General features: G+C 42.4%; 22 protein-coding genes. 18 read left to right on the top strand and 4 right to left on the bottom strand.

The features are described 5' to 3' along the window. Nucleotides 1–95 precede the first annotated feature (95 nt). The 4 genes from MKI79_RS03650 to MKI79_RS03635 all read left to right on the top strand — a co-directional run bounded on the left by MKI79_RS03650 (nt 96) and on the right by MKI79_RS03635 (nt 4,430). Nucleotides 96–1,175 carry a DUF475 domain-containing protein gene (locus tag MKI79_RS03650; protein WP_241570710.1) on the top strand — a complete coding sequence of 360 codons (1,080 nt, stop codon included), beginning with the start codon at nt 96–98 and terminating at the stop codon, nt 1,173–1,175. Between the two features lie 350 nt (nt 1,176–1,525). Continuing rightward, on the top strand, nt 1,526–2,131 hold the full coding sequence (clpP, locus tag MKI79_RS03645) for an ATP-dependent Clp endopeptidase proteolytic subunit ClpP (RefSeq protein WP_241570709.1): 606 nt from the start codon (nt 1,526–1,528) through the stop codon (nt 2,129–2,131). A 27-nt stretch (nt 2,132–2,158) separates the two neighbouring features. Beyond that, nucleotides 2,159–3,472: an ATP-dependent Clp protease ATP-binding subunit ClpX gene (gene clpX, locus MKI79_RS03640; RefSeq protein WP_241570708.1), complete on the top strand. Its 1,314-nt coding sequence runs from the start codon at nt 2,159–2,161 to the stop codon at nt 3,470–3,472. A gap of 172 nt (nt 3,473–3,644) precedes the next feature. Next, entirely contained in the window at nt 3,645–4,430 is a 786-nt protein-coding gene (locus tag MKI79_RS03635; RefSeq protein ID WP_241570707.1) for a DUF2846 domain-containing protein, read from the top strand. Between the two features lie 98 nt (nt 4,431–4,528). On the opposite strand, the gene MKI79_RS03630 is transcribed toward MKI79_RS03635, so the two are convergent. Together MKI79_RS03630 and MKI79_RS03625 are read right to left on the bottom strand one after the other, a co-directional pair. Then, on the bottom strand, nt 4,529–5,056 hold the full coding sequence (locus MKI79_RS03630; RefSeq protein WP_241570706.1) for a DUF2059 domain-containing protein: 528 nt from the start codon (nt 5,054–5,056) through the stop codon (nt 4,529–4,531). 263 nt (nt 5,057–5,319) lie between these two features. Next, the gene (locus MKI79_RS03625) at nt 5,320–6,843 is read right to left on the bottom strand and encodes a fumarate hydratase (RefSeq protein ID WP_241570705.1); all 1,524 of its coding nucleotides are present in this window, start codon (nt 6,841–6,843) and stop codon (nt 5,320–5,322) included. 193 nt (nt 6,844–7,036) lie between these two features. On the opposite strand from MKI79_RS03625, the gene MKI79_RS03620 reads away from it, so the two are divergent. Both MKI79_RS03620 and MKI79_RS03615 read left to right on the top strand, forming a co-directional pair. Continuing rightward, complete coding sequence (locus MKI79_RS03620; protein WP_241570704.1) at nt 7,037–7,684, top strand: class I SAM-dependent methyltransferase; 648 nt, start codon at nt 7,037–7,039, stop codon at nt 7,682–7,684. Nucleotides 7,685–7,721: 37 nt separating this feature from the next. Next, nucleotides 7,722–8,438: a glutamine amidotransferase gene (locus tag MKI79_RS03615; RefSeq protein ID WP_241570769.1), complete on the top strand. Its 717-nt coding sequence runs from the start codon at nt 7,722–7,724 to the stop codon at nt 8,436–8,438. Between the two features lie 45 nt (nt 8,439–8,483). On the opposite strand, the gene MKI79_RS03610 is transcribed toward MKI79_RS03615, so the two are convergent. Then, nucleotides 8,484–9,254 (bottom strand): SDR family oxidoreductase, encoded by a 771-nt coding sequence (locus tag MKI79_RS03610; RefSeq protein WP_241570703.1) that lies wholly within the window; start codon nt 9,252–9,254, stop codon nt 8,484–8,486. 168 nt (nt 9,255–9,422) lie between these two features. On the opposite strand from MKI79_RS03610, the gene mazG reads away from it, so the two are divergent. The 9 genes from mazG to yjgA all read left to right on the top strand — a co-directional run bounded on the left by mazG (nt 9,423) and on the right by yjgA (nt 16,502). Next, nucleotides 9,423–10,190: a nucleoside triphosphate pyrophosphohydrolase gene (mazG, locus tag MKI79_RS03605; protein ID WP_241570702.1), complete on the top strand. Its 768-nt coding sequence runs from the start codon at nt 9,423–9,425 to the stop codon at nt 10,188–10,190. After that, nucleotides 10,177–10,668, top strand: a complete 492-nt coding sequence (locus MKI79_RS03600; RefSeq protein WP_241570701.1) for a ComEA family DNA-binding protein — start codon at nt 10,177–10,179, stop codon at nt 10,666–10,668. The genes mazG and MKI79_RS03600 overlap by 14 nt, the downstream gene beginning before the upstream one ends. A 133-nt stretch (nt 10,669–10,801) precedes the next feature. Beyond that, nucleotides 10,802–12,307, top strand: a complete 1,506-nt coding sequence (gene pcnB, locus MKI79_RS03595) for a polynucleotide adenylyltransferase PcnB (RefSeq protein ID WP_241570700.1) — start codon at nt 10,802–10,804, stop codon at nt 12,305–12,307. Continuing rightward, on the top strand, nt 12,304–12,873 hold the full coding sequence (folK, locus tag MKI79_RS03590; protein WP_241570699.1) for a 2-amino-4-hydroxy-6-hydroxymethyldihydropteridine diphosphokinase: 570 nt from the start codon (nt 12,304–12,306) through the stop codon (nt 12,871–12,873). The genes pcnB and folK overlap by 4 nt, the downstream gene beginning before the upstream one ends. A gap of 113 nt (nt 12,874–12,986) precedes the next feature. After that, complete coding sequence (panB, locus tag MKI79_RS03585; RefSeq protein ID WP_241570698.1) at nt 12,987–13,793, top strand: 3-methyl-2-oxobutanoate hydroxymethyltransferase; 807 nt, start codon at nt 12,987–12,989, stop codon at nt 13,791–13,793. 51 nt (nt 13,794–13,844) lie between these two features. Continuing rightward, nucleotides 13,845–14,687, top strand: a complete 843-nt coding sequence (panC, locus tag MKI79_RS03580; protein ID WP_241570697.1) for a pantoate--beta-alanine ligase — start codon at nt 13,845–13,847, stop codon at nt 14,685–14,687. A gap of 161 nt (nt 14,688–14,848) precedes the next feature. Continuing rightward, on the top strand, nt 14,849–15,700 hold the full coding sequence (rapZ, locus tag MKI79_RS03575; RefSeq protein ID WP_241570696.1) for an RNase adapter RapZ: 852 nt from the start codon (nt 14,849–14,851) through the stop codon (nt 15,698–15,700). Further along, nucleotides 15,697–15,966, top strand: a complete 270-nt coding sequence (locus MKI79_RS03570; RefSeq protein ID WP_241570695.1) for an HPr family phosphocarrier protein — start codon at nt 15,697–15,699, stop codon at nt 15,964–15,966. The genes rapZ and MKI79_RS03570 overlap by 4 nt, the downstream gene beginning before the upstream one ends. 2 nt (nt 15,967–15,968) lie before the next feature. After that, on the top strand, nt 15,969–16,502 hold the full coding sequence (gene yjgA, locus MKI79_RS03565) for a ribosome biogenesis factor YjgA (protein WP_241570694.1): 534 nt from the start codon (nt 15,969–15,971) through the stop codon (nt 16,500–16,502). 105 nt (nt 16,503–16,607) lie between these two features. Here the strand turns inward: yjgA and MKI79_RS03560 are convergent, their stop codons facing one another. Then, nucleotides 16,608–18,266: an acyl-CoA synthetase gene (locus MKI79_RS03560; RefSeq protein WP_241570693.1), complete on the bottom strand. Its 1,659-nt coding sequence runs from the start codon at nt 18,264–18,266 to the stop codon at nt 16,608–16,610. 252 nt (nt 18,267–18,518) lie between these two features. On the opposite strand from MKI79_RS03560, the gene MKI79_RS03555 reads away from it, so the two are divergent. The 3 genes from MKI79_RS03555 (at nt 18,519) to MKI79_RS03545 (ending at nt 22,119) form a co-directional block, all read left to right on the top strand. Then, complete coding sequence (locus MKI79_RS03555; protein ID WP_241570692.1) at nt 18,519–18,887, top strand: RidA family protein; 369 nt, start codon at nt 18,519–18,521, stop codon at nt 18,885–18,887. A 150-nt stretch (nt 18,888–19,037) separates the two neighbouring features. Then, the gene (locus tag MKI79_RS03550) at nt 19,038–20,777 is read left to right on the top strand and encodes a neutral/alkaline non-lysosomal ceramidase N-terminal domain-containing protein (protein WP_241570691.1); all 1,740 of its coding nucleotides are present in this window, start codon (nt 19,038–19,040) and stop codon (nt 20,775–20,777) included. 64 nt (nt 20,778–20,841) lie between these two features. Further along, the gene (locus MKI79_RS03545) at nt 20,842–22,119 is read left to right on the top strand and encodes a D-arabinono-1,4-lactone oxidase (RefSeq protein WP_241570690.1); all 1,278 of its coding nucleotides are present in this window, start codon (nt 20,842–20,844) and stop codon (nt 22,117–22,119) included. The last annotated feature ends 1 nt before the right edge of the window (nt 22,120 follow it).

The following is a 22,120-nucleotide window of genomic DNA, read 5'->3' as shown; positions in this document are numbered from 1 at the left end:
ATTTTATAGACGAAGTTTGAGTCAGTAGATTTAAAAAAAGTAGTAGTAGTGTATGATGCAGGCAATTTTCTTAGAATTGTTTGTAGGCAAACAATATGCTTAAACATTTTCGTTTTTCAATTATTTTTACCATCATCTGCTTAGCGATTTCAGCCTATTGGGGATATACCCACGGTGCAGAAGCAGGTGTACAAACCATGCTCAAGGCGTTGGCGATCACAGCGATTCTTGCGGTGATGGAAGTTTCTCTTTCTTTTGATAATGCGGTGGTCAATGCCTCTGTGCTCAAGGGTTGGGATCCATTTTGGAAAATGCTATTCCTAACCGTTGGTATTTTGATTGCTGTGTTCGGTATGCGACTGGTTTTCCCACTACTTATCGTTGGCGTTACTGCGGACATGAGTATGATGGAAGTAGCACGTTTAGCCCTCAACGACCCTGATCAATATTCTGCAAAGCTGATGGCGCATCATGCTGAGATTGCTGCTTTTGGTGGCATGTTTTTACTTCTCGTATTTTTAAATTTCATGTTTGACGATGAGAAAGATACACATTGGTTCCATTGGCTTGAACGTAAGTCCGCTCACTTCGGTAGCATTCCTGCGGTATCGGTGTTTATTTCCTTAATCGCTTTGATCATCTTGGCTGGGCAAGTGCCTGAAACACAAAAACTGGTCGTGATTATGGCAGGGATTTGGGGCATTGTGGTCTATGTTGGCGTACAAGTCATTGGTCATCTGCTTGAAGGAAGTCCTGAGAAAGGTGAAGAAGGCAATGGCAACGCTGAAGTTGGCAAGGCAATCATGAAAGGTGGTTTGGGTGGATTTATCTATCTCGAAGTACTTGATGCTTCGTTTAGCTTTGATGGTGTGATTGGCGCTTTTGCGATCACTAATGATGTGGTGATTATCATGCTTGGTCTGGCGATCGGTGCGATGTTTGTCCGTTCGATGACCATCTATCTTGTCGATAAAGGCACGCTTGATGCTTATATCTATCTTGAGCATGGTGCGCATTATGCGATCGGTGCATTGGCAGTGATTATGCTCGCAAGTGGTACAGGTGTGCATGTGCCTGAGTTGGTGACAGGCTTGATCGGGATCATCTTTATTGTTTGGGCGGTCTTCTCATCTATTGCGTATAGAAAGCGTGAGCAAGCCAAGCTCAGTAGCTAATACTGGCTATTAATATTAGATCAAATCGTGATCAGTCGAATCTAGGTCAATTTGACTTATCAGAAAAGAGCACTTCGGTGCTCTTTTTGTTTTAGGACTAGATAAGATGCTATTTGTTACATCATTCAACAGCTAAGATAAAAATAGGAATCAGAAATTGACATTGAAAAAGTATATCAAAATGTAAGCCCTGCATTATTTTTGCACGGAAATAAAGGGCAGTGCTTGATGAAGTCTGTATTCAAAGTTATATTGCAAGATTCGAACAACATGAATGACTTGAATTTTGCAGATCTAGACGCATATACAGCATTCATCGCTACATAAAGATTAAAGGAAATAATATTCTCATGTATGTCCCAAGTGTTGATAATGCGCTCGTTCCAATGGTGGTTGAACAATCTTCACGTGGAGAACGTTCATTCGATATTTTCTCTCGTCTATTAAGAGAGCGTGTGATTTTCCTCACTGGTGAAGTTGAGGACAATATGGCGAATCTAATCGTGGCACAGATGTTGTTTTTAGAAGCGGAAAATCCTGATAAAGATATCCATCTCTATATCAACTCACCGGGTGGCTCGGTCACAGCTGGTATGGCGATCTATGATACGATGCAATTTATCAAACCAGATGTGGTGACCTATTGCATGGGGCAAGCGGCATCTATGGGTGCATTCTTATTGAATGCAGGTGCAAAGGGTAAGCGTTATTGCCTTGAGAATGCTCGAGTAATGATTCACCAACCGTTGGGTGGCTTTCGTGGTCAGGCTTCTGATATCGAAATCCATGCCCGTGAAATTTTATATATTAAAGAGCGTTTAAATCGCTTGATGGCAGAACATAGTGATCAAGACTATGAAACTGTTGCACGTGATACAGATCGTGACAACTTCATGACTGCACAAGCTGCTAAAGACTATGGACTTGTTGACCAAGTACTCAGCAAACGTCCATAACCCTGATCGAACGAATTTGGAGTGTCTATGTCCGAAACAACGAAAGGACAAAAAAGCTGTTCATTTTGCGGTAAAGCGCAATCAGAAGTCGGCAAGTTAATTGCTGGCGAAGATGCCTATATCTGTAATGAATGTGTCGATGTCTGTCTTGATTTGGTGCAAACCAGTCAACAAGTTGAGTCAGGTGATTGGGCTTCACGTCCATTGCCAAAACCTCAAGAGATTCGTGAGGCTTTGGATCAATACGTGATTGGTCAAGACTGGGCGAAAAAGACACTGTCCGTCGCAGTATATAACCATTACAAGCGCTTGAAGATTACGCAACAAGCAGGGGCGAAACCTGATATTGAGTTGTCAAAAAGTAATATCTTGTTGATTGGTCCTACAGGTTCAGGTAAGACTTTGCTTGCGCAAACGCTTGCTCGCTTATTGGACGTTCCATTTGCGATGGCAGATGCGACGACATTGACCGAAGCAGGCTATGTCGGTGAAGATGTTGAAAACATCGTGCAAAAGTTACTGCAAAAAGCGGATTATGATGTCGTTAAAGCACAAAAAGGCATTATCTACATTGATGAAATCGACAAGATTACCCGTAAGTCTGAAAATCCATCCATTACTCGTGATGTATCGGGTGAGGGCGTACAGCAAGCTTTGTTAAAAATGATCGAAGGTACAGTGGCTTCGATTCCACCTCAAGGTGGGCGTAAGCATCCACAGCAAGAGTTTATCCAAGTCGATACGTCGAATATCTTGTTTATCTGTGGTGGTGCATTCGCTGGCTTAGATAAGATCGTTCAACAACGCCATGAAAAAGGTGGTATTGGCTTCACGGCAGAAGTGAAGAAAAAGGACGAAGTGAAAAAGCTTGGCGAATTATTCCGTGAAGTTGAACCAGAGGATTTGATCAAGTTTGGTTTGATTCCAGAGTTTATTGGTCGTTTGCCTGTCATTGCGACTTTGGAAGAGCTTGATGAAGCTGCACTCATGCAAATTCTCACAGAACCAAAAAATGCACTCACCCGTCAGTATCAATATTTATTCGAGATGGAAGATGTTGATTTGGTGTTTGAAGATCAAGCATTACGTGCTGTTGCGAAGAAAGCATTAGAGCGTAAAACAGGTGCACGTGGTCTGCGTTCGATCCTAGAAAATGTTTTGCTTGATACCATGTACGATCTACCAAGTAGCAAAGACATTGGTACAGTCACGGTGACCGAAGAGGTGATTCGTGATCATGCTAAGCCAGTTCTTGACAAACAGCGCTTGCCAAAAGCAGCACAGAGCGAAGCAGATAAGGCAGTTGATTTGAAAGTAGTTAACGATCAGCGATCAGCTTAATGCTCTACGATTTAAATTGAAGTTTGAAAAACGCATGATCCATTCATGCGTTTTTTATTTGCAAAATAAACTCGAAATGTTAAGCTTGCAACAACCACATTGATGTTGGTGTCGTGGCAAATTTAAAAAGCCATTTAAGATTAAAAAAAGAAAAGCACGCTAGAGGGAAGTCATGCGTTATCTATGGATTGTCATCAGTGCCTCCACGTTGGTGGGATGTGCATCAACGGGGAAAGAGCATTCGTCGCTGTGGAATAAGTTGTGGCATAAAAACCATAAGGAAGAAGTAACCACTGACAAAGCCCCAAATAATTCAACTTTACCCGATGTGGATTTGAGTAAAGAGCCAGGTTTGCTTGAGCAATACCATGTTGGTGGATTTTCATTGGGTGCGTGGGTCAATCAGACGCCGGGTCAAAGCTTTCAGCCTGTCAATATTCGCCATCCTGAAGCAGCAATGGTCTATTTGTATCGACCATATACGCAGTGGAATAGACAAGAAATTGCAGCGCCAAACTTTTTCTTAAATGGAAAACGTATTCCAAGCTTGATTAATAACCACTATTATTGGGTTGAACTCCCTGCTGGAAGCTATCGCCTCAGTTCAAGTCATCCTCTAATGAATATGCATTTTCAAAAACCGAAGTTGCTCGACTTTGATGTAGAGGCAGGGCAGACTTATTATATTAAATATGAAGAGCAAGGTTTCCGTACAGGTGGTAGCTATAAAAAACCATTTTATCTGATGTCAGAGCAACTTGGTTTGCGTGAAATCATGGAAACACAGCTGAAATCCCCAGGAATTAGTTTTGTCAAATATGATGATATTGAGCCTGTAGCGTTAGCGGGCAATATTCATCAAGGTCAATATCAAAAAGTGGATGAGGATGAGCTCTCTGACAAAGAACGCCTCGTATTGCGTAAGCCATTTAAGATATGGAATCCGCTGACTTGGTAAGCTCTAGAGTCTAAAAGTTATAGAAGATAAAAAAGACGCCGAGGCGTCTTTTTTGTCAATGTAATGATTAGAGTGGTCTAGCTTATGGGTGATATGGCTTATGGTTGCATTAACCGTGTCACGACACCTTCAAGCTTCTGTTCAAAGTTCGCTGTATGGAAGCTATTTTCTGCGAGGCTCTGAAAGTAGTTTTGCATTTGATTGACGATTTCTGTTTCTTTTCGATTGATAGATTGGCCTTCAGGCGTACTCAAGAACTTGATATAAGCCTGCACTTCTTCCTCAGTATAGACGGTTTGCATAATGTCTTTGATTTTGAGCTTCACTTGAGGCTGAGTCATGATCTGCTTAGTGGTATCAAAAAGCAATTGAGCGATCTCTTGTGATGCAATGAGTTGCTGTGCATCAAGTTGATCACTGCCTGTTATTCTCAAAATAATACTTTCTGATTCTGCTTCAAAATGAGGGTGTAATTCAGCCAAAGTGCTTTGAATGACAACATCTACTTCTGAAAGCTGTAGTAGATGTTCTACAGAGCTTGCTTTTGCAGGAGTGGCAATTGCCGTAGGTGTAATGAATACACTTGTGAGTAATAAGACAAAATTTAGAGGCTTAATTCCCAGCATGACCTGTTCCTTCTTCGAGATTCAAAAGCAATTGCTATGAATTCCAACATAGCATAATGTGATCAAAGTACAATTATTTTCTAGAGATGTGACCTAAATAAGCTGATAAGCGGTGATTTCATCCATTAATCTCATTTTTATGCTGTTTTTTATCCGTTCTCGTAACTTAACATTTTTGGATTCGTTGTCATTTGAGCATCTAAGGAGAATAAAAAAGCACAACCGAAGTCGTGCTTTATGATGTTCCAAATGGCTTGAACTAATTAGTTCGCTGCATCCACCACTGGAATTTTTCCAATTTTCGCTTGCCAGATTTTCGGTGCTGTCGCATGTACCGATGTACCGTTGACATCCACCGCCACAGATACAGGCATATCTTCCACCACAAACTTATAGATGGCTTCCATACCAAGATCAGCAAAGGCAACGACTTCTGCTTCACGAATCGCTTTAGACACGAGATACGCCGCACCGCCAACTGCCATCAAGTAAGTCGCTTGGTTGTCTTTGATTGCTTCCACTGCGGTAGGACCACGATCCGCTTTACCAATCATGCCGAACAAACCAGTTGCTTCAAGCACTTGACGAGTAAACTTATCCATACGAGTTGCAGTCGTAGGACCTGCAGGACCGACCACTTCATCACGTACAGGATCGACAGGGCCAACGTAGTAAATAAATTTACCTTTGAGGTCTACAGGGAGTTCTTCGCCTTTATTCAGCATATCAACCATGCGTTTGTGCGCTGCATCGCGACCTGTATAAATCGTACCATTGAGCAATAATGTATCACCCGGTTGCCACGCATTCATTTCTTCTTGGGTAATGGTATCCAAGTTGACACGCTTCGAGGTTGAGGTATCCCAAGTCACTTCAGGATAGTCTTCAAGTTTTGGCGCTTGGATATGTGCAGGGCCAGAACCATCCAAAGTGAAATGTGCATGACGAGTCGCTGCACAGTTTGGAATCATACCGACTGGTTTGCCTGCGGCATGACATGGATAATCTTTGATTTTAATGTCGAGGACAGTGGTCAATCCACCTAGACCTTGTGCACCAATACCGAGTGCGTTTACTTTTTCAAAGATTTCAATACGAAGTTCTTCGATGTTGTTCTGAGGGCCACGGCGCAGTAGCTCGTCCATGTTGATTTCTTCCATCAACGATTCTTTGGCGAGCATCATAGCTTTTTCTGCTGTACCGCCGATACCGATACCGAGCATACCCGGCGGACACCAACCTGCGCCCATTGTTGGGACAGTTTTCAATACCCAATCGACGATTGAGTCAGATGGATTGAGCATCGCCAGTTTTGATTTATTTTCCGAACCGCCACCTTTGGCAGCCACAGTAATATCAACGGTATTGCCTGGGACGAGTTTGTAGTGAATCACCGCAGGCGTATTGTCTTTGGTATTTTTACGACCAAATGCAGGATCAGCCAAAACAGATGCACGAAGTACGTTGGTATTTTCTAAATAACCTTGACGCACGCCTTCATTCACCGCGTCGTCTAGGCTCATAGTCAAGTCAAATTTGACATCCAAACCAACTTCTAAAAAGACATTAACAATACCAGTATCCTGACAGATTGGGCGATGACCTTCTGCGCACATACGAGAGTTAATCAAGATTTGCGCAATCGCATCTTTTGCCGCTTGGTTTTGTTCACGGTCATAAGCACGGCTCATGGCTTGGATAAAATCTTGGGGATGATAGTAAGAAATAAATTGCAGGGCATCCTTGACCGAAGTGATCAAGTCATCTTGTTTGATAATGGTCGTCATATAAATCTCTTTTGCGGGCAGGTAGCTAGCGGGGGAAATTATACGAGAAATTCACCGCCTTGTGGTGAAAAAATGGGTGAACTGCGCTAAAGGTCGGCGTATATTAATGAAAAACGTTTAATAAAATAGCCGATATAGTCATGAGTGGCACAATACGCTGTAATCAGCTATTTAAAGAAATTGATGAAACTGTATGAGCAATCAACATCTTGCAAAAAATATCATCGACATTTACCGCAAATACGGACGAGCGTGGACTGAGCTGCGAGGCGAATATTTGTATGAGCAGTCTTGGTTGGATCGTTTTTGTGAAAAACTGCCGAGCAATGCAAAAGTATTGGATTTAGGCTGTGGTTCAGGTGTGCCGATTGCACGTTATTTAAGCGAAAAAGGTTGTGAAATCACTGGTGTGGATAGTTCCGAAGTGATGTTGGAAATGGCACAGCAAAATTTTCCGATGGAGAATTATCCGAATCATCGCTGGATTCTTGGCGATATGAGAAATGTTCAGCTTAATGAAAATGTTAGTCACAACACGGATTCTATTTTCGATGGTATCTTGGCATGGGATAGTTTTTTTCATCTGACTGCGGATGATCAACGGCAGATGTTTACCCAGTTTCAGCAATTTTCCAAAATCGGCACGATGTTAATGTTTACTTCTGGTCCTAGTGAGGGTGAAGCGATTGGGGAAATGTTTGGCGAAACCTTATACCATGCGAGTTTGTCGCCTGATGAGTATCGTGAATTGTTGGCGCAACACGACTTTCTAGTCCTAGAGATGGTCGCTAACGATGCTGATTGTGCAGGGCATACCGTGTGGTTGGCGCAGAAAATTTAGCCCTAAAAAATAGTTTGTGAGTGATGCTGTGAATAAAATGATGGAAAGCAAAAAATATATCAACGTGATCCAACATCTTGCTTTTGAAGATTTGGGCAGTTTTGGCAAGGTGTTTCAGTCGCAAGGTTTTGAGATTCATTATTATCATGCAGGTGTAGATATTCCGAAAACGATTTATACGGATGATTCCATTCTAGTGGTATTAGGTGGTCCTATCGGTGTCTATGAAACGGATATTTATCCATACTTACAGCAAGAGATTGATGGGCTGAAATATCGTATTCAAAATCAATTGTCCACATTAGGCATTTGTTTGGGCGCACAATTGTTGGTTGTGGCAAGTGGTGCTAAGGTCTATGCAGGGCATGTCAAAGAAATCGGTTGGTCTACTTTACAACTCAGTGAGCAAGGTTTTGAAAGTCCACTCAAACACTTACACGATGTGAATGTATTACACTGGCATGGTGATACTTTTGATTTACCAAAAAGTGCCACACTTTTGGCAAGTTCTGAGCATTATCCGCATCAAGCCTTTGCGATGGGTAAACATATTTTAGCGATGCAATTTCACCCTGAAGCGGATACAAACCGTTTTGAGCAATGGTTAATTGGGCATTGTAGTGAGCTCAATCACGCCAAAATTGATATTCCAAAGCTACGTGCAGATAATCAACGATTTGGTGCGACATTAGCGCAAGCGGGTGAAAAACTGTTAAGGGAATGGCTTGAGGAATTTGATGTGCTTTTACAGTGACTCAAAATACCAAAGTAAAAGCACGCCAAATTTTCAATATTTTACTTATCTACGAGTGAGATAAATATTGCTCAGTCGATTGATCAGTTGTGGACTCATCGCACTTAAACGGTACATCCATTTGGTCGAAGTGCCAATTGGGTGATGGGTATTTTTAAGCAATGTATGTCCTGTTGCGAGTTTCCACACGGCTTTGGCAATATCATTCGGTTGCAAGTTGACGCCCATATTTTTGATAGATCCTGCATCCATGTCAGTCACCATATCGGTCTGTACAAATAGAGGCATCACATCAAAAACACGAATGCCGTGTTTGCGCCATTCGATATCCAACCCTTCGGTAATACCACGGACAGCAAATTTACTGCTTGAATAGGATGCTAAATCTGCTTGTCCGTAGATCGCTGAAGCTGAAGACAGATTAATCACTCGAGCATTTTTTGCATGTTTGAGATATGGGAGTGCAGCATGACAGCCGTTCAGCACGCCTTTGACATTGACATCGACTGTACGGTGATGTGCCTCGATTGGTGTATCTTCAAATGCACCAGAATATAAGATCCCTGCATTATTCACCAAAATATCAAGCCCACCGCTATGCTTGACGAAGTCAGCCAAAGCATTTTGCCAAGAAGCATAGTCAATGACATTGAGCTCACCTGCAAAAGCGCCATCGCCGAGCGATTGAGCTAGGGCTTGTGCTTTTACTTGATCAAGATCATAAATGCCAACAATCCATTTGTTTTGATGGAAAAATGTGGCAATAGCTGCACCTATGCCTTGAGCGGCACCTGAAATAAAAATCCGTTTTGCCATGATATGATGATCCGTCTTGATAATAGTCAATGTCATTGATTGTTAGGATCGTTTTAGCATAGAAGATGATGTGGAAACAATGTCAAAATCACAATTTAAGTTGGGCAGAATTGACGTAAAGTAGAATCCCCAAAAGACCAAAAAAATTAGAGATGGTGTTAGAGAAAAATGCAAGATTTATTAGAATTGATGCAAACACTCAGGCGAGAATGTCCGTGGGATCAGAAACAAACGCCTGAAAGTCTGACGAAATATGCCATTGAAGAAGCTTATGAGGTCGATGCTGCTGTTCGCTCAGGGGATGTGGAGCACGTCAAAGAAGAGCTAGGTGATTTACTGTTGCAAGTGGTGTTTCAATCGCAAATGTACGCAGAGCAGGGTGCATTTGATTTTCAAGATGTGGTTGATACATTGAAAGAAAAATTGATTCGCCGTCATCCGCATGTCTTTGATCCGAATTTTCAAAATTTGGATGAGGATGGTGTCAATCAGATTTGGCAACAGATTAAGGCACAAGAAAAGCAACAGCAGCAAAAGCCTATCAGTCGATTAGAGAAAGTAAAAGTAGGTGCAAGTATTGATCAAGCTCAGAATATTCAACAGTATGCGGCCACGCTGAATTTTGATTGGGCAGATGTTGAGGGTGCTTGGCTAAAGCTTGATGAGGAATTACAAGAACTTCGTGAAGCCACAAAAACCAGTGATATTCAGCACATTCAAGAAGAATTGGGCGATTGCCTTTTTGCCATGATTAATGTTGGTCGCAAGCTCGATCAAAACTGTGATCAGGCTTTGCATGGTACGATTGCCAAATTTCGCAATCGTTTTGCCTATATTGAGCAAGCTTTAGCACAGAAAGATCTGACACCAGAGCAATGTGATTTGGTACAGCTTGATCAACTTTGGGATGAAGCCAAAGCACATGAACGTCAGTAAATTCTGCTTAAAAATTATTGTACTGTTATTCGGATTCTGTAGTTTATTTGCAGGGATAGTGCATGCCAAAACCACTTTAAGCTTTGAGCAATGGAAAGCTCGACAAGAGCGGATTGACCAACGTTTAATGGATCAGCGCCTCATGGAACAGCACGCTCAATCGACAATTATTCAAAGTGCACCGCAGACTTTATTGACCACACCGCAACATACAACGACACCGCAAGTTGCAGATTCGACCATAACTCAAATACAGCCACAACGACTTGGTGAGGCAGTGTCGATTAATATCAATCAAGCCACTGCACAAGAAATCACGGCAAAATTGGATGGTATTGGACGCAAAAAAGCCCAAGCCATTGTGCAATATCGAAAGCAACATGGCGATTTTAAAAAAGAGGATGAGTTGATACAGGTCAAGGGCATCGGTGAGAAAACTTTGGCAAAAAATCGTTCCAGAATCCGATTAAAACATTAAGCGAAATAACAGAACAGCTTAAATTTTAGTAATTGATAGATAAAGAAATTGCCCTTTAACGTAGATAAAGCTATGATGAAGGCGTAATTTTTTGATCGACCTTTAGCTAAATTCCAATCTGGAGCCAGCTTCTTTGCAAACTTTGCGTGCCTCTAAATGTGGACTATCCACTTCACAACTCAGCCCTGCCATTTTAGACATTATTGATAGCCTTACCAAAGCGGGATATGACGCTTATATCGTTGGTGGTGGTGTGCGTGATTTGATGCTCGGTGAGCATCCAAAAGACTTCGATGCGGTGACCAATGCGACGCCTGCGCAGATCAAACAAGTATTTGGTCGTCGCTGTCGTATTATTGGTCGTCGTTTTGAGTTGGCACATGTACATTCTGGACGAGAAATGATCGAGGTGGCGACTTTCCGTGCACCACCGAAAAAAGCCGTGACTAGCGCATCAGGTATGATTCTAAGAGATAATAATTGGGGCACGATTGAGCAGGATTTTGCACGTCGAGATTTCACCATTAACTCGATGTACTATCAGCCACGTGACGGTATCGTGCTCGATTTTTGCAATGCCTATAGCGATATTCAAAATAAGAAATTAAAACTACTTGGTGATGCACGTCAACGCTTTGAAGAAGACCCAGTGCGTATGCTTCGTACATTACGTTTTGCTGCCAAACTCGGTTTTCAGATTGATCAAAGTATTCTCAAAATTTTTGATGAAGCCTGTGCACAGCAATTGCGTGAAGTGTCGCCACATCGTCTCTATGATGAGTCGCAAAAAATGTTCTCGATGGGACGTTTGGAGCAATTGCTCCCATTGCTGATTAAGTTTCATATTTGGCGTCAGATGTTCGCTGATGTAAAACCTGAAATTACCACCTTTATGCAGCGTGCGGCGTTCAATACCGATCAACGTATTCAAATTGGCAAATCAATTAATCCTGCATTTTTCTATGCAGTATTGCTGTGGGAAGCCTATTTAGAACGTGCTGATTTTTATCGTAGTCGTGGTGTGGTCGAGGCGGAAGCCCGTGCCCAAGCTGGTATTGATGTGTTAAAACGTCAAGCTTCACGTACCATTATTCCTCGTTTTGCGGAAACTTTTATCCGTGAAGTATGGGAGATGCAATCTCGATTGATCAGACCAAAGCCACAACACATTATGAGTCTGGTAGGACATGCCAAGTTTCGTGCAGGATTTGACTTTCTATTACTGCGTGAGCAGTCGGGTGATACTGCAACACAAGGCATGGGCGAGTGGTGGGAGCAATTCCAAGAACTCAGCAATGATCAAAAAGAAAAAGCCATTGCTAGCTATAAGCGTAACTTCAATCGTCAGCATAAAAAGACCACAGCAGATGAACCTGAAGAATTTGTACCTTTAGTCTTGGAAACGGAAGTGAATCGTCGAGCTGCACGCCGAGCCAAACAGCGTAATGGTGCGTCTAACAACAATCCTACCGATCAAGGCTTTTCTACGCAAAAGCAAAATGGTTCTAGAAGCAATGCGAATAATTCAGCTGATCAACGCTCAAATGATTTCGGTACAAACCAAAACAGCCATCCGATTACACGTCGTCGCCGTGTACAACGTGATTTATCGCAAGTAGTGTTTGGACCTACACGATGATTAAATCAACTTACTCGAACCAAGATCAAATACATCACATTTGTTATATTGGTTTAGGGAGCAATCTTGGTGATCGGCTTGCTTATTTGCGTTTTGCGATTGAGGCTTTATCTAAGATAGGTCAAGTTCGAGTATCTCGTCTGTACGCTAGTCCGCCGATGGGTCCTCAAGATCAACCTGATTATCTCAATGCAGTGGTTGAATTGGTTACTACATTATCGCCTTTAGATTTGTTAGATCAATTACAATCCATTGAACTCGATGCAGGACGTGTACGCAAACGCCATTGGGGCGAGCGTACACTGGATTTGGATTTGCTGTTATACGATCAAGTTCAGATACAGCATCCGCGATTGAATGTACCACACGTCGGATTAATGGAACGTGATTTTGTGCTGTTACCATTGCTTGATGTGTTGCGACAGGCGACGATTTGCGAAGTCAGATTATCTGATTTGCCATGTGTTCAAAATCCAACAGCACTTGCGATTTCTGATTTGCCTGACCAGAATGCGATTCAGAAAGCATGGTTTCATGATCAGTTGTTTAAAGTTGCTGAGAAGTAAACTTAAGTTGTGTTATTTTCATGATTCCTGACATGCCAAGATAATATTCATGGCATATGATTTTAGATAAGCGATATTTAAATATACGATTTTTGCGATAGAGGTAGAGCCACATGATTAGTCTGACTGATTTAAGACGTTTTAAAGCAGAAGGTCGCAAGTTCTCATGTTTGACTTGTTATGATGCGAGTTTTGCCAAAGCCTTAGAAGTTGCAGAAGTCGATACGATTTTGATTGGTGATTCGCTCGGCATGACTATTCAGGGGCATGATTCGACTTTACCTGTCAATATTGAAGATATGGTTTATCATACGCAAAATGTTGCTCGTGCCAATTCGCATGCTTTTATCATGGCAGATTTACCGTTTATGAGCTATGCCACGGTCGAAGATGCCTTAATCAATTCACGAAAAGTTATGCAAGTCGGTGCACATGCCGTGAAGATCGAAGGTGGAGCATGGCTTGCGGATACGGTACGTAGTTTAACTCGAAATGGTGTGCCTGTTTGTGTGCATTTAGGTCTAACGCCACAGTCGGTACACGTCTTTGGCGGTTATAAGTTGCAAGCGAAAACACGCTCTGCGGCAGATCAGCTTTTGGAAGATTGTCAGGCAGTTGTTGATGCAGGGGCTGCTTTGCTATTATTAGAATGCGTGCCTGCGGCTTTGGCAAAGGAAGTGGCAGAGCAGTTTGCAGTACCAGTGATTGGTATTGGGGCAGGAGTGGATACCGACGGTCAAGTCTTGGTGATCCAAGATATGTTAGGTTTAACCTTTGGTCGAGTGGCACGTTTTGTGCGTAACTTTATGCGAGAGCAATCTGGGGAGAATGCAATCGTTGATGCCATTAAAGCCTACCATCAAGCGGTATTGGATAAGACATTCCCAGCAAAAGAACATACTTTCCAAGTTGAGCTCTAGTCGCTTTATCATTTGGATAGTAGATTTTGAACAGAATAAATTGAGTAAATAATGAAGACTGAAACCACAATACAAAGTTTGAATGCTGCGCTATCTCCTGCAAGATTGGCTCGTAAAACCATTGGCTTTGTGCCGACAATGGGGAATCTGCATCAAGGTCATCTCAACCTTGTCCGTGAGGCGAAAAAGCTGTGTGATGTGGTCGTGGTCAGTATTTTTGTCAATCCAATTCAATTTGGTCCAAATGAAGATTTTGATAATTATCCTCGAACTTTAGAAGCTGATAGTCAGCTTTTGGCGGAAGTGGGTTGTGATGTGCTGTTTGCACCATCAGTTCAGCAGATGTATGGCGATTTACCACGTCGTACAGCAGTGGTGGTGGGTGAAATTACAGAGGTGCTTTGTGGTCGCTCTCGTGCAGGACATTTTGATGGTGTGGCGACAGTCGTCACCAAGCTCTTTCATATTGTGCAACCTGATACGGCATTTTTTGGGCAAAAAGATTGGCAGCAACTGGCAGTGATTCGTCAGATGACACGAGATTTAAGCTTTCCAATTGATATTGTTGGTGTGCCGATCGCTCGTGCAGAAGACGGTCTAGCACTGAGTTCACGCAATGGTTATCTCACTGACTTGCAACGCAAAGTTGCACCGAAAATTTATCAAAGTTTGACGGATGCAGAAAAGGCCTTGCGTAAAAAAACACCCTTGGCAGAAGTTTTGACAAGTATCGAAGCGAATTTAACGAAAGCAGGTTTTGAAATTGACTACGTTGAAGCTTTGACGCCTGATTTAGAAGCCGTGAATGCGTTTGATCAAGATATTGTTTTATTCGTTGCTGCCAAACTTGGTAATACACGATTGATTGATAATCTTGTGGTGAAGTATTCTTAAGTTCAATTTTCTTAAGCTAAACTTTCTGTAAATGAATTGTGCAAAAAACTAACACAGTTTTGAGTTTGGGCTGATATTTTAGCAATGTGAGAAAAATATAAATATCGCAGTACGACAACAGAAACGAGTTATCACACAGATTTTACGATGAAACCATTACCATGAAACAGATATTGCTTGTCACAGGTCGTTCGGGTTCAGGAAAAACTTCGACGTTGCAGGTTCTAGAAGATTTAGGCTTTTATACCATTGATAATTTGCCGTTGTCTTTAGTGCCTGAAATTGTCAGTAAGCTTAGTGCCGATCAGGCTATGGATCAGCTTGCATTAGGTCTAGATATTCGTAGCCTTCAACCAGAACAAGTTTCTATTGAAGATGTTCTAAATGCGTTAAGGAAGATTGGTGCAGTTGATGTACTTTATCTGACAGCTAGAGAAGAAGTCTTAGTTGCACGTTATGCTTCTTCTCGGCGGCCACATCCTTTGGCTCACCGTTATGAAACATTGACGGAATGTATCCGAGTTGAAGAGGATTTGCTGTACTCAGTTTATCGACGTGCAACGATGACGATAGATACCAGTAATAAAACCGTACATGAACTTCGTCATACCTTGTCCGTGAAACTTGGTCAGGGCGATAAGCTCATTGTTATTTTACAGTCGTTCGGCTTTAAACATGGCGTACCTTTGGATGCAGATTATGTATTTGACTTAAGGCACTTAATCAATCCTCACTGGGATAATACGCTACGGAGTAATACAGGTTTAGATAAACAGGTGCAGGAATTTTTGGCATCTGATGATACGGTCAATGCCATGTATGACGATATTTATCAATTTTTAGAAAAATGGTTGCCGATTTTTAGCCAAGGGCATCGTCACTTTATTACAGTGTCGTTAGGCTGTACGGGTGGTCAACACCGCTCGGTATATTTTGTCGATAGACTTGAGAAAGCGCTTAAGGCAAAATGGTCGGTTCAGGTATTGCATCGGGAAATGAAACACTGGTCATGATCGACACGAGTTTAGACGTAATCAATAAATTGGGCTTACATGCACGTGCTTCGGGGAAACTCATCGAGGTGACGAGTAAATATCGCTCCAATATTCAGTTGGGTAAAGGCAAAGAACTGATTGATGCCAAGAATATCATGTCCCTGCTCATGCTCGGTGCAGGCAAAGGAACGACCTTGCGACTCGTGGTTGATGGTACGGATGAAGAAAAAGCCTGCGAAGAAATCAAAGCACTTTTTGCTGCAAAATTTCACGAGGGCGAATAATCATGGCTAGACGTCAACGCCCTTATACCGAAGGTGATTTTGAAGATTTGCTCGAAGGTCGAGCCAGTAAGTCGGAACAGAAACGCCATGTGCAACGTATGGCAGCACTTGCCGAGCAACTGGCAGAATTGCCGAAAAAACAACTGCAAAAATTGCCTGTTGATGAACGATTAGTCGATGCATTTTTAGAATTGGAAAGTATCAGTTCTTTTGAAGCACGCCGTCGCCAATTTCAACGTATTGGCAAACTGCTCAGAAATGAAGATGAAACCATGCTACTGAGTTTCTTAGTGCCAAAGCAGGGTGCAAAAAAACAAGCACAATTGATGCGTTGGGTTGATCGGATTATTGAGCAAGGTGATTCAGCGATTAATGAGTTCTGTAAACAATATAATGCAGCAGAACGCCATACCTTAAGACAGCATGTGCTACGCTATCAACGTGATGCACAGCAAGGCGTCGATGAAGATACCTTAAATAGCTTAAAACAAAATATAATTAACTATGTGCAACAAGTAGCGTTAATTTCTGAGTAAATTTACCAACGCCGATTTGAATGCTCAATACAGTATAAACCCCGAATCATTTCAGGGTTTATTGTTTTTCAGTGATTCAATTTTTTAAATCATTAGGAGATGGCGCTATTCTCCAAACTCAGCTTGAGCACGCTCCTTCGCCCAATCCCGCAGAATGAATTTTTGCAATTTACCTGTCGAAGTTTTTGGGATCTCCGTAATCACAATCTCTTTGGGCACTTTAAAACGAGCCAATTCATTGCGACAGTGCGCAAGCAAGTAATCCACACTCACTTCCACGCCTTGCTTTAACTCGATAAAAGCACAAGGCACTTCTTGCCATTTGGGATCAGGCTTAGCAACCACAGCAGCTGTCATCACCGCAGGATGACGGTAGAGCACTTCCTCCACCTCAAGCGAGGAGATGTTTTCACCGCCTGAGATAATGACATCTTTGGAGCGATCGGTGATTTTTGCATAACCATCAGGCTGACAGACGGCGAGATCACCTGTATGGAACCAACCACCTGCAAAGGCTTCGGCGGTTGCTTCAGGGTTTTTGAGATAGCCTTTCATGACAATGTTGCCACGAAACATGATTTCGCCCATGGTTTCTCCATCATGAGCGACAGGCTGTAATGTTTCAGGGTCTAAAACTTTCATACCATCTTGCAGTGGATATGGCACGCCTTGGCGGGAATGCAGTTTGGCTTGTTCTTGAATGGATAAATCGCTCCAACCTGCTTGTGAAGCACACAGTGCCGAAGGTCCGTAAGTTTCGGTCAGCCCATAAACGTGCGTGACGTTAATACCGAGATTGCGCATGCCTTCGATAATCGCTGCAGGTGGTGCAGCACCAGCGACCATCACTTCGACAGCATGTTGAATATTGATTTGTTGATCTTTTGGGGCGTTGATGAGCATTGACAGCACGATCGGCGCACCGCAGAAATAATCGACTTGATGGCGTTCAATTAACTGGAAAATCAGCGCAGGATCAATTTTTCGCAGACAAATATTGGTACCACCATTGGCAGCCATCGTCCATGCAAAGCACCAGCCATTACAATGAAAAAGTGGCAATGTCCACAGGTAGGTAGCACGTGGTGTCATACCGCAAGCGATAATATTACTGGCGGCATTGATGTATGCGCCACGATGGTGGTAGACCACACCTTTAGGATTGCCAGTGGTACCCGATGTGTAATTCAGGCTAATCGCATCCCATTCATCCGCAGGCAGTTGCCATTCAAAGTTGGTATTACCATCGGCAATCCATGTTTCAAACTCGAACTGACCAATTGCAATTTGCTCTCCGTCAAACTCGGCATCAAAGACATCAATCACCACGATTTTTTGTGCAGGCTGACGTTCTGCAACAATCGCTAAGGCATCAACGGCGACTTGGCGAAATTCGGGATCGACCAATAGCACTTTAGATTCTGCATGTTCGAGCATGAAAGCTAAAGTTTTGGCATCCAGTCGAGTGTTCAAGGTGTTGAGCACCGCACCAATCATCGGTACTGCAAAATGTGCTTCAATCATTGCAGGGACATTGGCAAGTAATACAGATACCGTATCATTTTTCTCAATACCAAGACTTTTCAGCTGACTGGCAAATTGTCGGCAACGCTGATAGGTCTGACGCCATGAGATATGACGATCGCCATGAATAATGGCATCTTGATCGGGGTAGATATACGATGCACGCTCTAAATAGCGCAGTGGAGAGAGTGCTACAAAGTTGGCAGGAGTTTTCGGTAACTCATCATAAGCCTTCACCATTATGATTCCCTTAAGTGGTTTTTAATCATGTCAATAAGGGTAAAAGTATGTGTGCAATTACTCACTGCGACTTTAGTCGAGAAAAACGAATCAGTTCTCTGATTAGGTTTTAAAACAATACAACAGATTGATATGGATTTTTTCGAGATCGTGACTAAACGTAAAATTTGATGGGTGTAGGCTTGTTGCGTCATGAGATGACTTGTTACCATGAGAGAAGATGATGATTAAAATGATTGGATATTTCTCAATATGACGGTACAACGCTTACACGTTTCAAAGCGCTTTTCAGAAGTGGCGATTTCAGGCAACTTGGTACATCTTGCAGGGCAGTTGGCGACGGATTTTGACTTAGACATCAAAGGACAAACTCAACAAACTTTTGACATCATTGATCAGTTTCTTGCTGATGCAGGGACGGATAAAAGCAACATTTTATCCGTAACGATTTATCTTAAAAATATAGAACAGGATTATGCAGCTTTTAATGAAGTTTGGGATGCGTGGGTCGCTGATATTGAAGCATTACCACGTACTTGTGTTGAAGCGAAACTGTACGATCCACGTGTTTTGGTGGAGCTCACTGTCGTTGCAGTGAAGCCTTGGTTTTCTAGGTTTTAGTTTTTTAGGTTTTAGTTTTAGGCATTATTTCTTGAAAATCTTGATGAAAGAGAACGGAATTTTTATTTTTCTAAATCGTCGTATTTTGTCAATATATAAGTAATTCATTCGGTTATGCTAGTCCCACAATAAAAATCAAAGGGGGATCAAATGCCAAAGAGTGGCTGGGCTAAACAAGAAATTCAAATCGAAGCAAAAAATTTGGCAATGTTCGGATACGGACAAATGTCACATCGTGCTACAAAAAAACGTACCGAATTATTTGCACGTACGATCTTAATTACGGTCGATGTGGATCAGGGTGAAGAGCAACCAATCATTTTCTGTTGTTTAGATTTGGGCTGTATCACCTTTGCGATGCGAGATGGCATTGTTCAATCACTTTCAAAATACACATGGTTTGATCAAGAAAAACTGGTGTTGATGGCAACGCATACGCATTCTGCACCCGGTGGTTGTAGTTATGATGCGTTGTACAATATGCCGACGCCGGGTTTTGTTGCAGAACATGTCGATTTGATTGTGCAAGCAACTGTGCAAAGTATTTCTGATGCTTACCAAGCAATGGCAGATTGCGAGCTTCGAACAGCACAGAATACCTTTGCGACGCATATACCTGTGGCGTGGAATCGCTCTCTAGATGCTTATAATCAAAACCCTGAAGTAGAACAACGTAAGTTGTCAGAAACCCATCTTGCCTTAGATCGTGAGATGAATGTATTGGGTATTTATCAGAATGATCAATTGTGTGCATTGATGTCATTGTTTGGGGTGCATGCGACTTGTTTGGGCAATCAACTGGACGCCTATGATGGCGATAATAAGGGCTATGCTGCCGCAAGTACCGAGCAATATTTATCATCACTGAGCACAACATCACAGAGAATGTCATCTCAAGGCGTGAATGCTCCAGTGGCGATCTTTGCGCAATCAACAGCAGGGGACGTGTCACCACATTTTCATGGTAAAGATCAGCTGAAAATTCGCAATAAAATTCAAGGTGAAGCCGAGTATCACTATGCTGAGCGAAATGGTCAGTTGCAAAGTGAATGTGCTTTACAGGCGTTGAACCACTCGCAAGCGTTGTCGTTATCAAAAGCCGAAGCGGTGTTGCAATATATTGATCTGTCGAATGTTGATGTAGCCCCTGAGTTTAGCCGAGGGACTCAAGGTGCAAAAACCAGTCAGCCTTGTCATGGTAGTGCATTTTTTGCAGGGACACCTGTCGATGGGTTAGGCACCGCAAAGCCCATCGTGATGGCGATGAATCTACTCTCTAATCAAGTTCGAAAAGCACGGCTGAACCCAAAGCATCCTCAGTTTGAAAAATATGAAGCCTTGTACGCATCACAAGGCAATAAGCCAATTGTACTAGAGGCGGGTGAAAAGAAAATATTAGGACAGCGACTGGATATCGCCCCAAGTTTCGTTGATCTTTTAATCGCTGAAATGAATCGACAATATCAAGCAGGTGCAATTCAACACAGCCAACTTGTCCCAACCATTGTCCCGATTCAGCTTGTACAGTTGGGTGGGATTACCATCGTATGTTGTGCAGGGGAAGTTACTACGATTGCAGGACAACGCCTCAAGCAAAGTGTTGCAAAAGCTTTAGGTGCGCAATCGTCCGAAAAGACATGGCTGATCTCGTATTGTAATGACTATATGGGCTATGTCACGACCAATGAAGAATACCAACTTCAAGCCTATGAGGGTGGACATACACTGTATGGACAATGGACGTTGGGGGCATTGCAAACACGCTTTTCGACACTTGCACAGCAGATGCGTTTAGAGAAAGTTGATCGCAAATATGATCACAACTTGCGACCACTGATTCCGCCAGCGCATGAGTTAGCAAAACGAACAAACAATATTTATCGTCAATAGCTACAGTTCATAGCTACAGTTCATAGTTACAGTCAATAGCTACAGTTAATAGTTACAGTCGGGGATGACAGTGATGACACAAACATGGAAGAATTGGTCGGGTGGCCAATCTGCAAAACCACAGCAAATTTATTATCCTGATCGCATCAATGCCTTACAACAAATTGTGCAATGCCATTCAAAAATCCGAGTGGTCGGTGCGGGGCATTCTTTTAGTCCTCTAGTCGCAACCAATGATACGCTGATCTCACTGGACAATTTGCAAGGTTTAATTTCGCAAGATAGATCGACTTGTCAAAGTCAATTGTATGCAGGGACACGCTTGTATACTTTAGCAGATATGCTTCAGCCAACTCAGCAAGCTTTGATTAATCAAGGTGATATTGATCAGCAAAGTTTGGCAGGTGCTGTATCTACAGGAACGCATGGCACAGGGGCGAGTTTGCAATGCTTATCGGCAATGCTTGCGGGTTTTGAACTACTCACTGCAGACGGAGAGCTACTTTGGTGTGATGCCAATGAACATGCTGAGATTTTCAATCTAGGACGAGTGGCGTTGGGTAGTTTAGGTATTCTGACCAAAGTAACCATGCAAAACCGTCCTGCATATCGCTTGCATGAACAACAGCGGTTATTTCCACTTCGTGAAGTCTTAGACAACATCATGACATGGAAAGATCAGCATCGACATGTTGAGTTTTGGGCATTTCTCCATGCAGATCAAGTGATACTCAAAACATTGGATGACACCACAGACGAGATTTTGCCACGAAAAGAGCCATTTCCATCTGATGATACGATTTTGACTTTGTGCTGTGAGTTGGTTCGTTTGTTTCCCAAGTTAAATGCAACGCTTCAAAGTACCTTAAAATATTTTGTCAAACCGATGCAGGCAGTCGATTGGTCAGCGAAAATTTTTCCAACGCCTCGCAATACACGGTTTAATGAAATGGAATATCAGATTCCAGTAGAGCAAGGTATTGCATGTTTTGAAGAAGTGTTGGCAACGCTACAACAACACCAAGTACCGATGTTCTTTCCGATAGAGTTCCGCTTTGTCAAAGGGGATGATATTGCGCTCAGTCCTTTTTATGAGCGAGATTCGGTGTCGATTTCGATTCATCAATATCATAAGCAAGATTATCAGCAGATTTTTTCATTGGTTGAACCGATTTTCCTTAAATATCAAGGACGACCACATTGGGGGAAGTTGCATACACAAACTGCAAAAACCTTGCAGAACCTCTATCCAAAATGGGGTGAATTTCAGCAATTGCGTCAGCAACTCGATCCATCGCAAAAATGGTTAAATCCACATTTGCAAAATTTATTTTTAGATTAAT

The organism is Acinetobacter sedimenti (assembly GCF_022601685.1).
Taxonomy (GTDB): domain Bacteria; phylum Pseudomonadota; class Gammaproteobacteria; order Pseudomonadales; family Moraxellaceae; genus Acinetobacter; species Acinetobacter sedimenti.
This window is presented reverse-complemented; position numbering and strand designations above follow the sequence as displayed.

Excerpts from the sequence above, each read along its gene's own strand:
- MKI79_RS03545 (WP_241570690.1), top strand. The coding sequence starts at position 20,842 with ATGACAGTGATGACACAAACATGGAAGAATTGGTCGGGTGGCCAATCT.
- MKI79_RS03620 (WP_241570704.1), top strand. The coding sequence starts at position 7,037 with ATGAGCAATCAACATCTTGCAAAAAATATCATCGACATTTACCGCAAA.
- MKI79_RS03570 (WP_241570695.1), top strand. The coding sequence starts at position 15,697 with ATGATCGACACGAGTTTAGACGTAATCAATAAATTGGGCTTACATGCA.
- MKI79_RS03600 (WP_241570701.1), top strand. The coding sequence starts at position 10,177 with ATGAACGTCAGTAAATTCTGCTTAAAAATTATTGTACTGTTATTCGGA.
- MKI79_RS03555 (WP_241570692.1), top strand. The coding sequence starts at position 18,519 with ATGACGGTACAACGCTTACACGTTTCAAAGCGCTTTTCAGAAGTGGCG.
- clpP (WP_241570709.1), top strand. The coding sequence starts at position 1,526 with ATGTATGTCCCAAGTGTTGATAATGCGCTCGTTCCAATGGTGGTTGAA.
- mazG (WP_241570702.1), top strand. The coding sequence starts at position 9,423 with ATGCAAGATTTATTAGAATTGATGCAAACACTCAGGCGAGAATGTCCG.
- MKI79_RS03650 (WP_241570710.1), top strand. The coding sequence starts at position 96 with ATGCTTAAACATTTTCGTTTTTCAATTATTTTTACCATCATCTGCTTA.
- rapZ (WP_241570696.1), top strand. The coding sequence starts at position 14,849 with ATGAAACAGATATTGCTTGTCACAGGTCGTTCGGGTTCAGGAAAAACT.
- MKI79_RS03560 (WP_241570693.1), bottom strand. The coding sequence starts at position 18,266 with ATGGTGAAGGCTTATGATGAGTTACCGAAAACTCCTGCCAACTTTGTA.
- yjgA (WP_241570694.1), top strand. The coding sequence starts at position 15,969 with ATGGCTAGACGTCAACGCCCTTATACCGAAGGTGATTTTGAAGATTTG.
- MKI79_RS03630 (WP_241570706.1), bottom strand. The coding sequence starts at position 5,056 with ATGCTGGGAATTAAGCCTCTAAATTTTGTCTTATTACTCACAAGTGTA.
- MKI79_RS03625 (WP_241570705.1), bottom strand. The coding sequence starts at position 6,843 with ATGACGACCATTATCAAACAAGATGACTTGATCACTTCGGTCAAGGAT.
- clpX (WP_241570708.1), top strand. The coding sequence starts at position 2,159 with ATGTCCGAAACAACGAAAGGACAAAAAAGCTGTTCATTTTGCGGTAAA.
- folK (WP_241570699.1), top strand. The coding sequence starts at position 12,304 with ATGATTAAATCAACTTACTCGAACCAAGATCAAATACATCACATTTGT.
- MKI79_RS03550 (WP_241570691.1), top strand. The coding sequence starts at position 19,038 with ATGCCAAAGAGTGGCTGGGCTAAACAAGAAATTCAAATCGAAGCAAAA.
- panB (WP_241570698.1), top strand. The coding sequence starts at position 12,987 with ATGATTAGTCTGACTGATTTAAGACGTTTTAAAGCAGAAGGTCGCAAG.
- panC (WP_241570697.1), top strand. The coding sequence starts at position 13,845 with ATGAAGACTGAAACCACAATACAAAGTTTGAATGCTGCGCTATCTCCT.
- MKI79_RS03635 (WP_241570707.1), top strand. The coding sequence starts at position 3,645 with ATGCGTTATCTATGGATTGTCATCAGTGCCTCCACGTTGGTGGGATGT.
- MKI79_RS03610 (WP_241570703.1), bottom strand. The coding sequence starts at position 9,254 with ATGGCAAAACGGATTTTTATTTCAGGTGCCGCTCAAGGCATAGGTGCA.
- MKI79_RS03615 (WP_241570769.1), top strand. The coding sequence starts at position 7,722 with ATGATGGAAAGCAAAAAATATATCAACGTGATCCAACATCTTGCTTTT.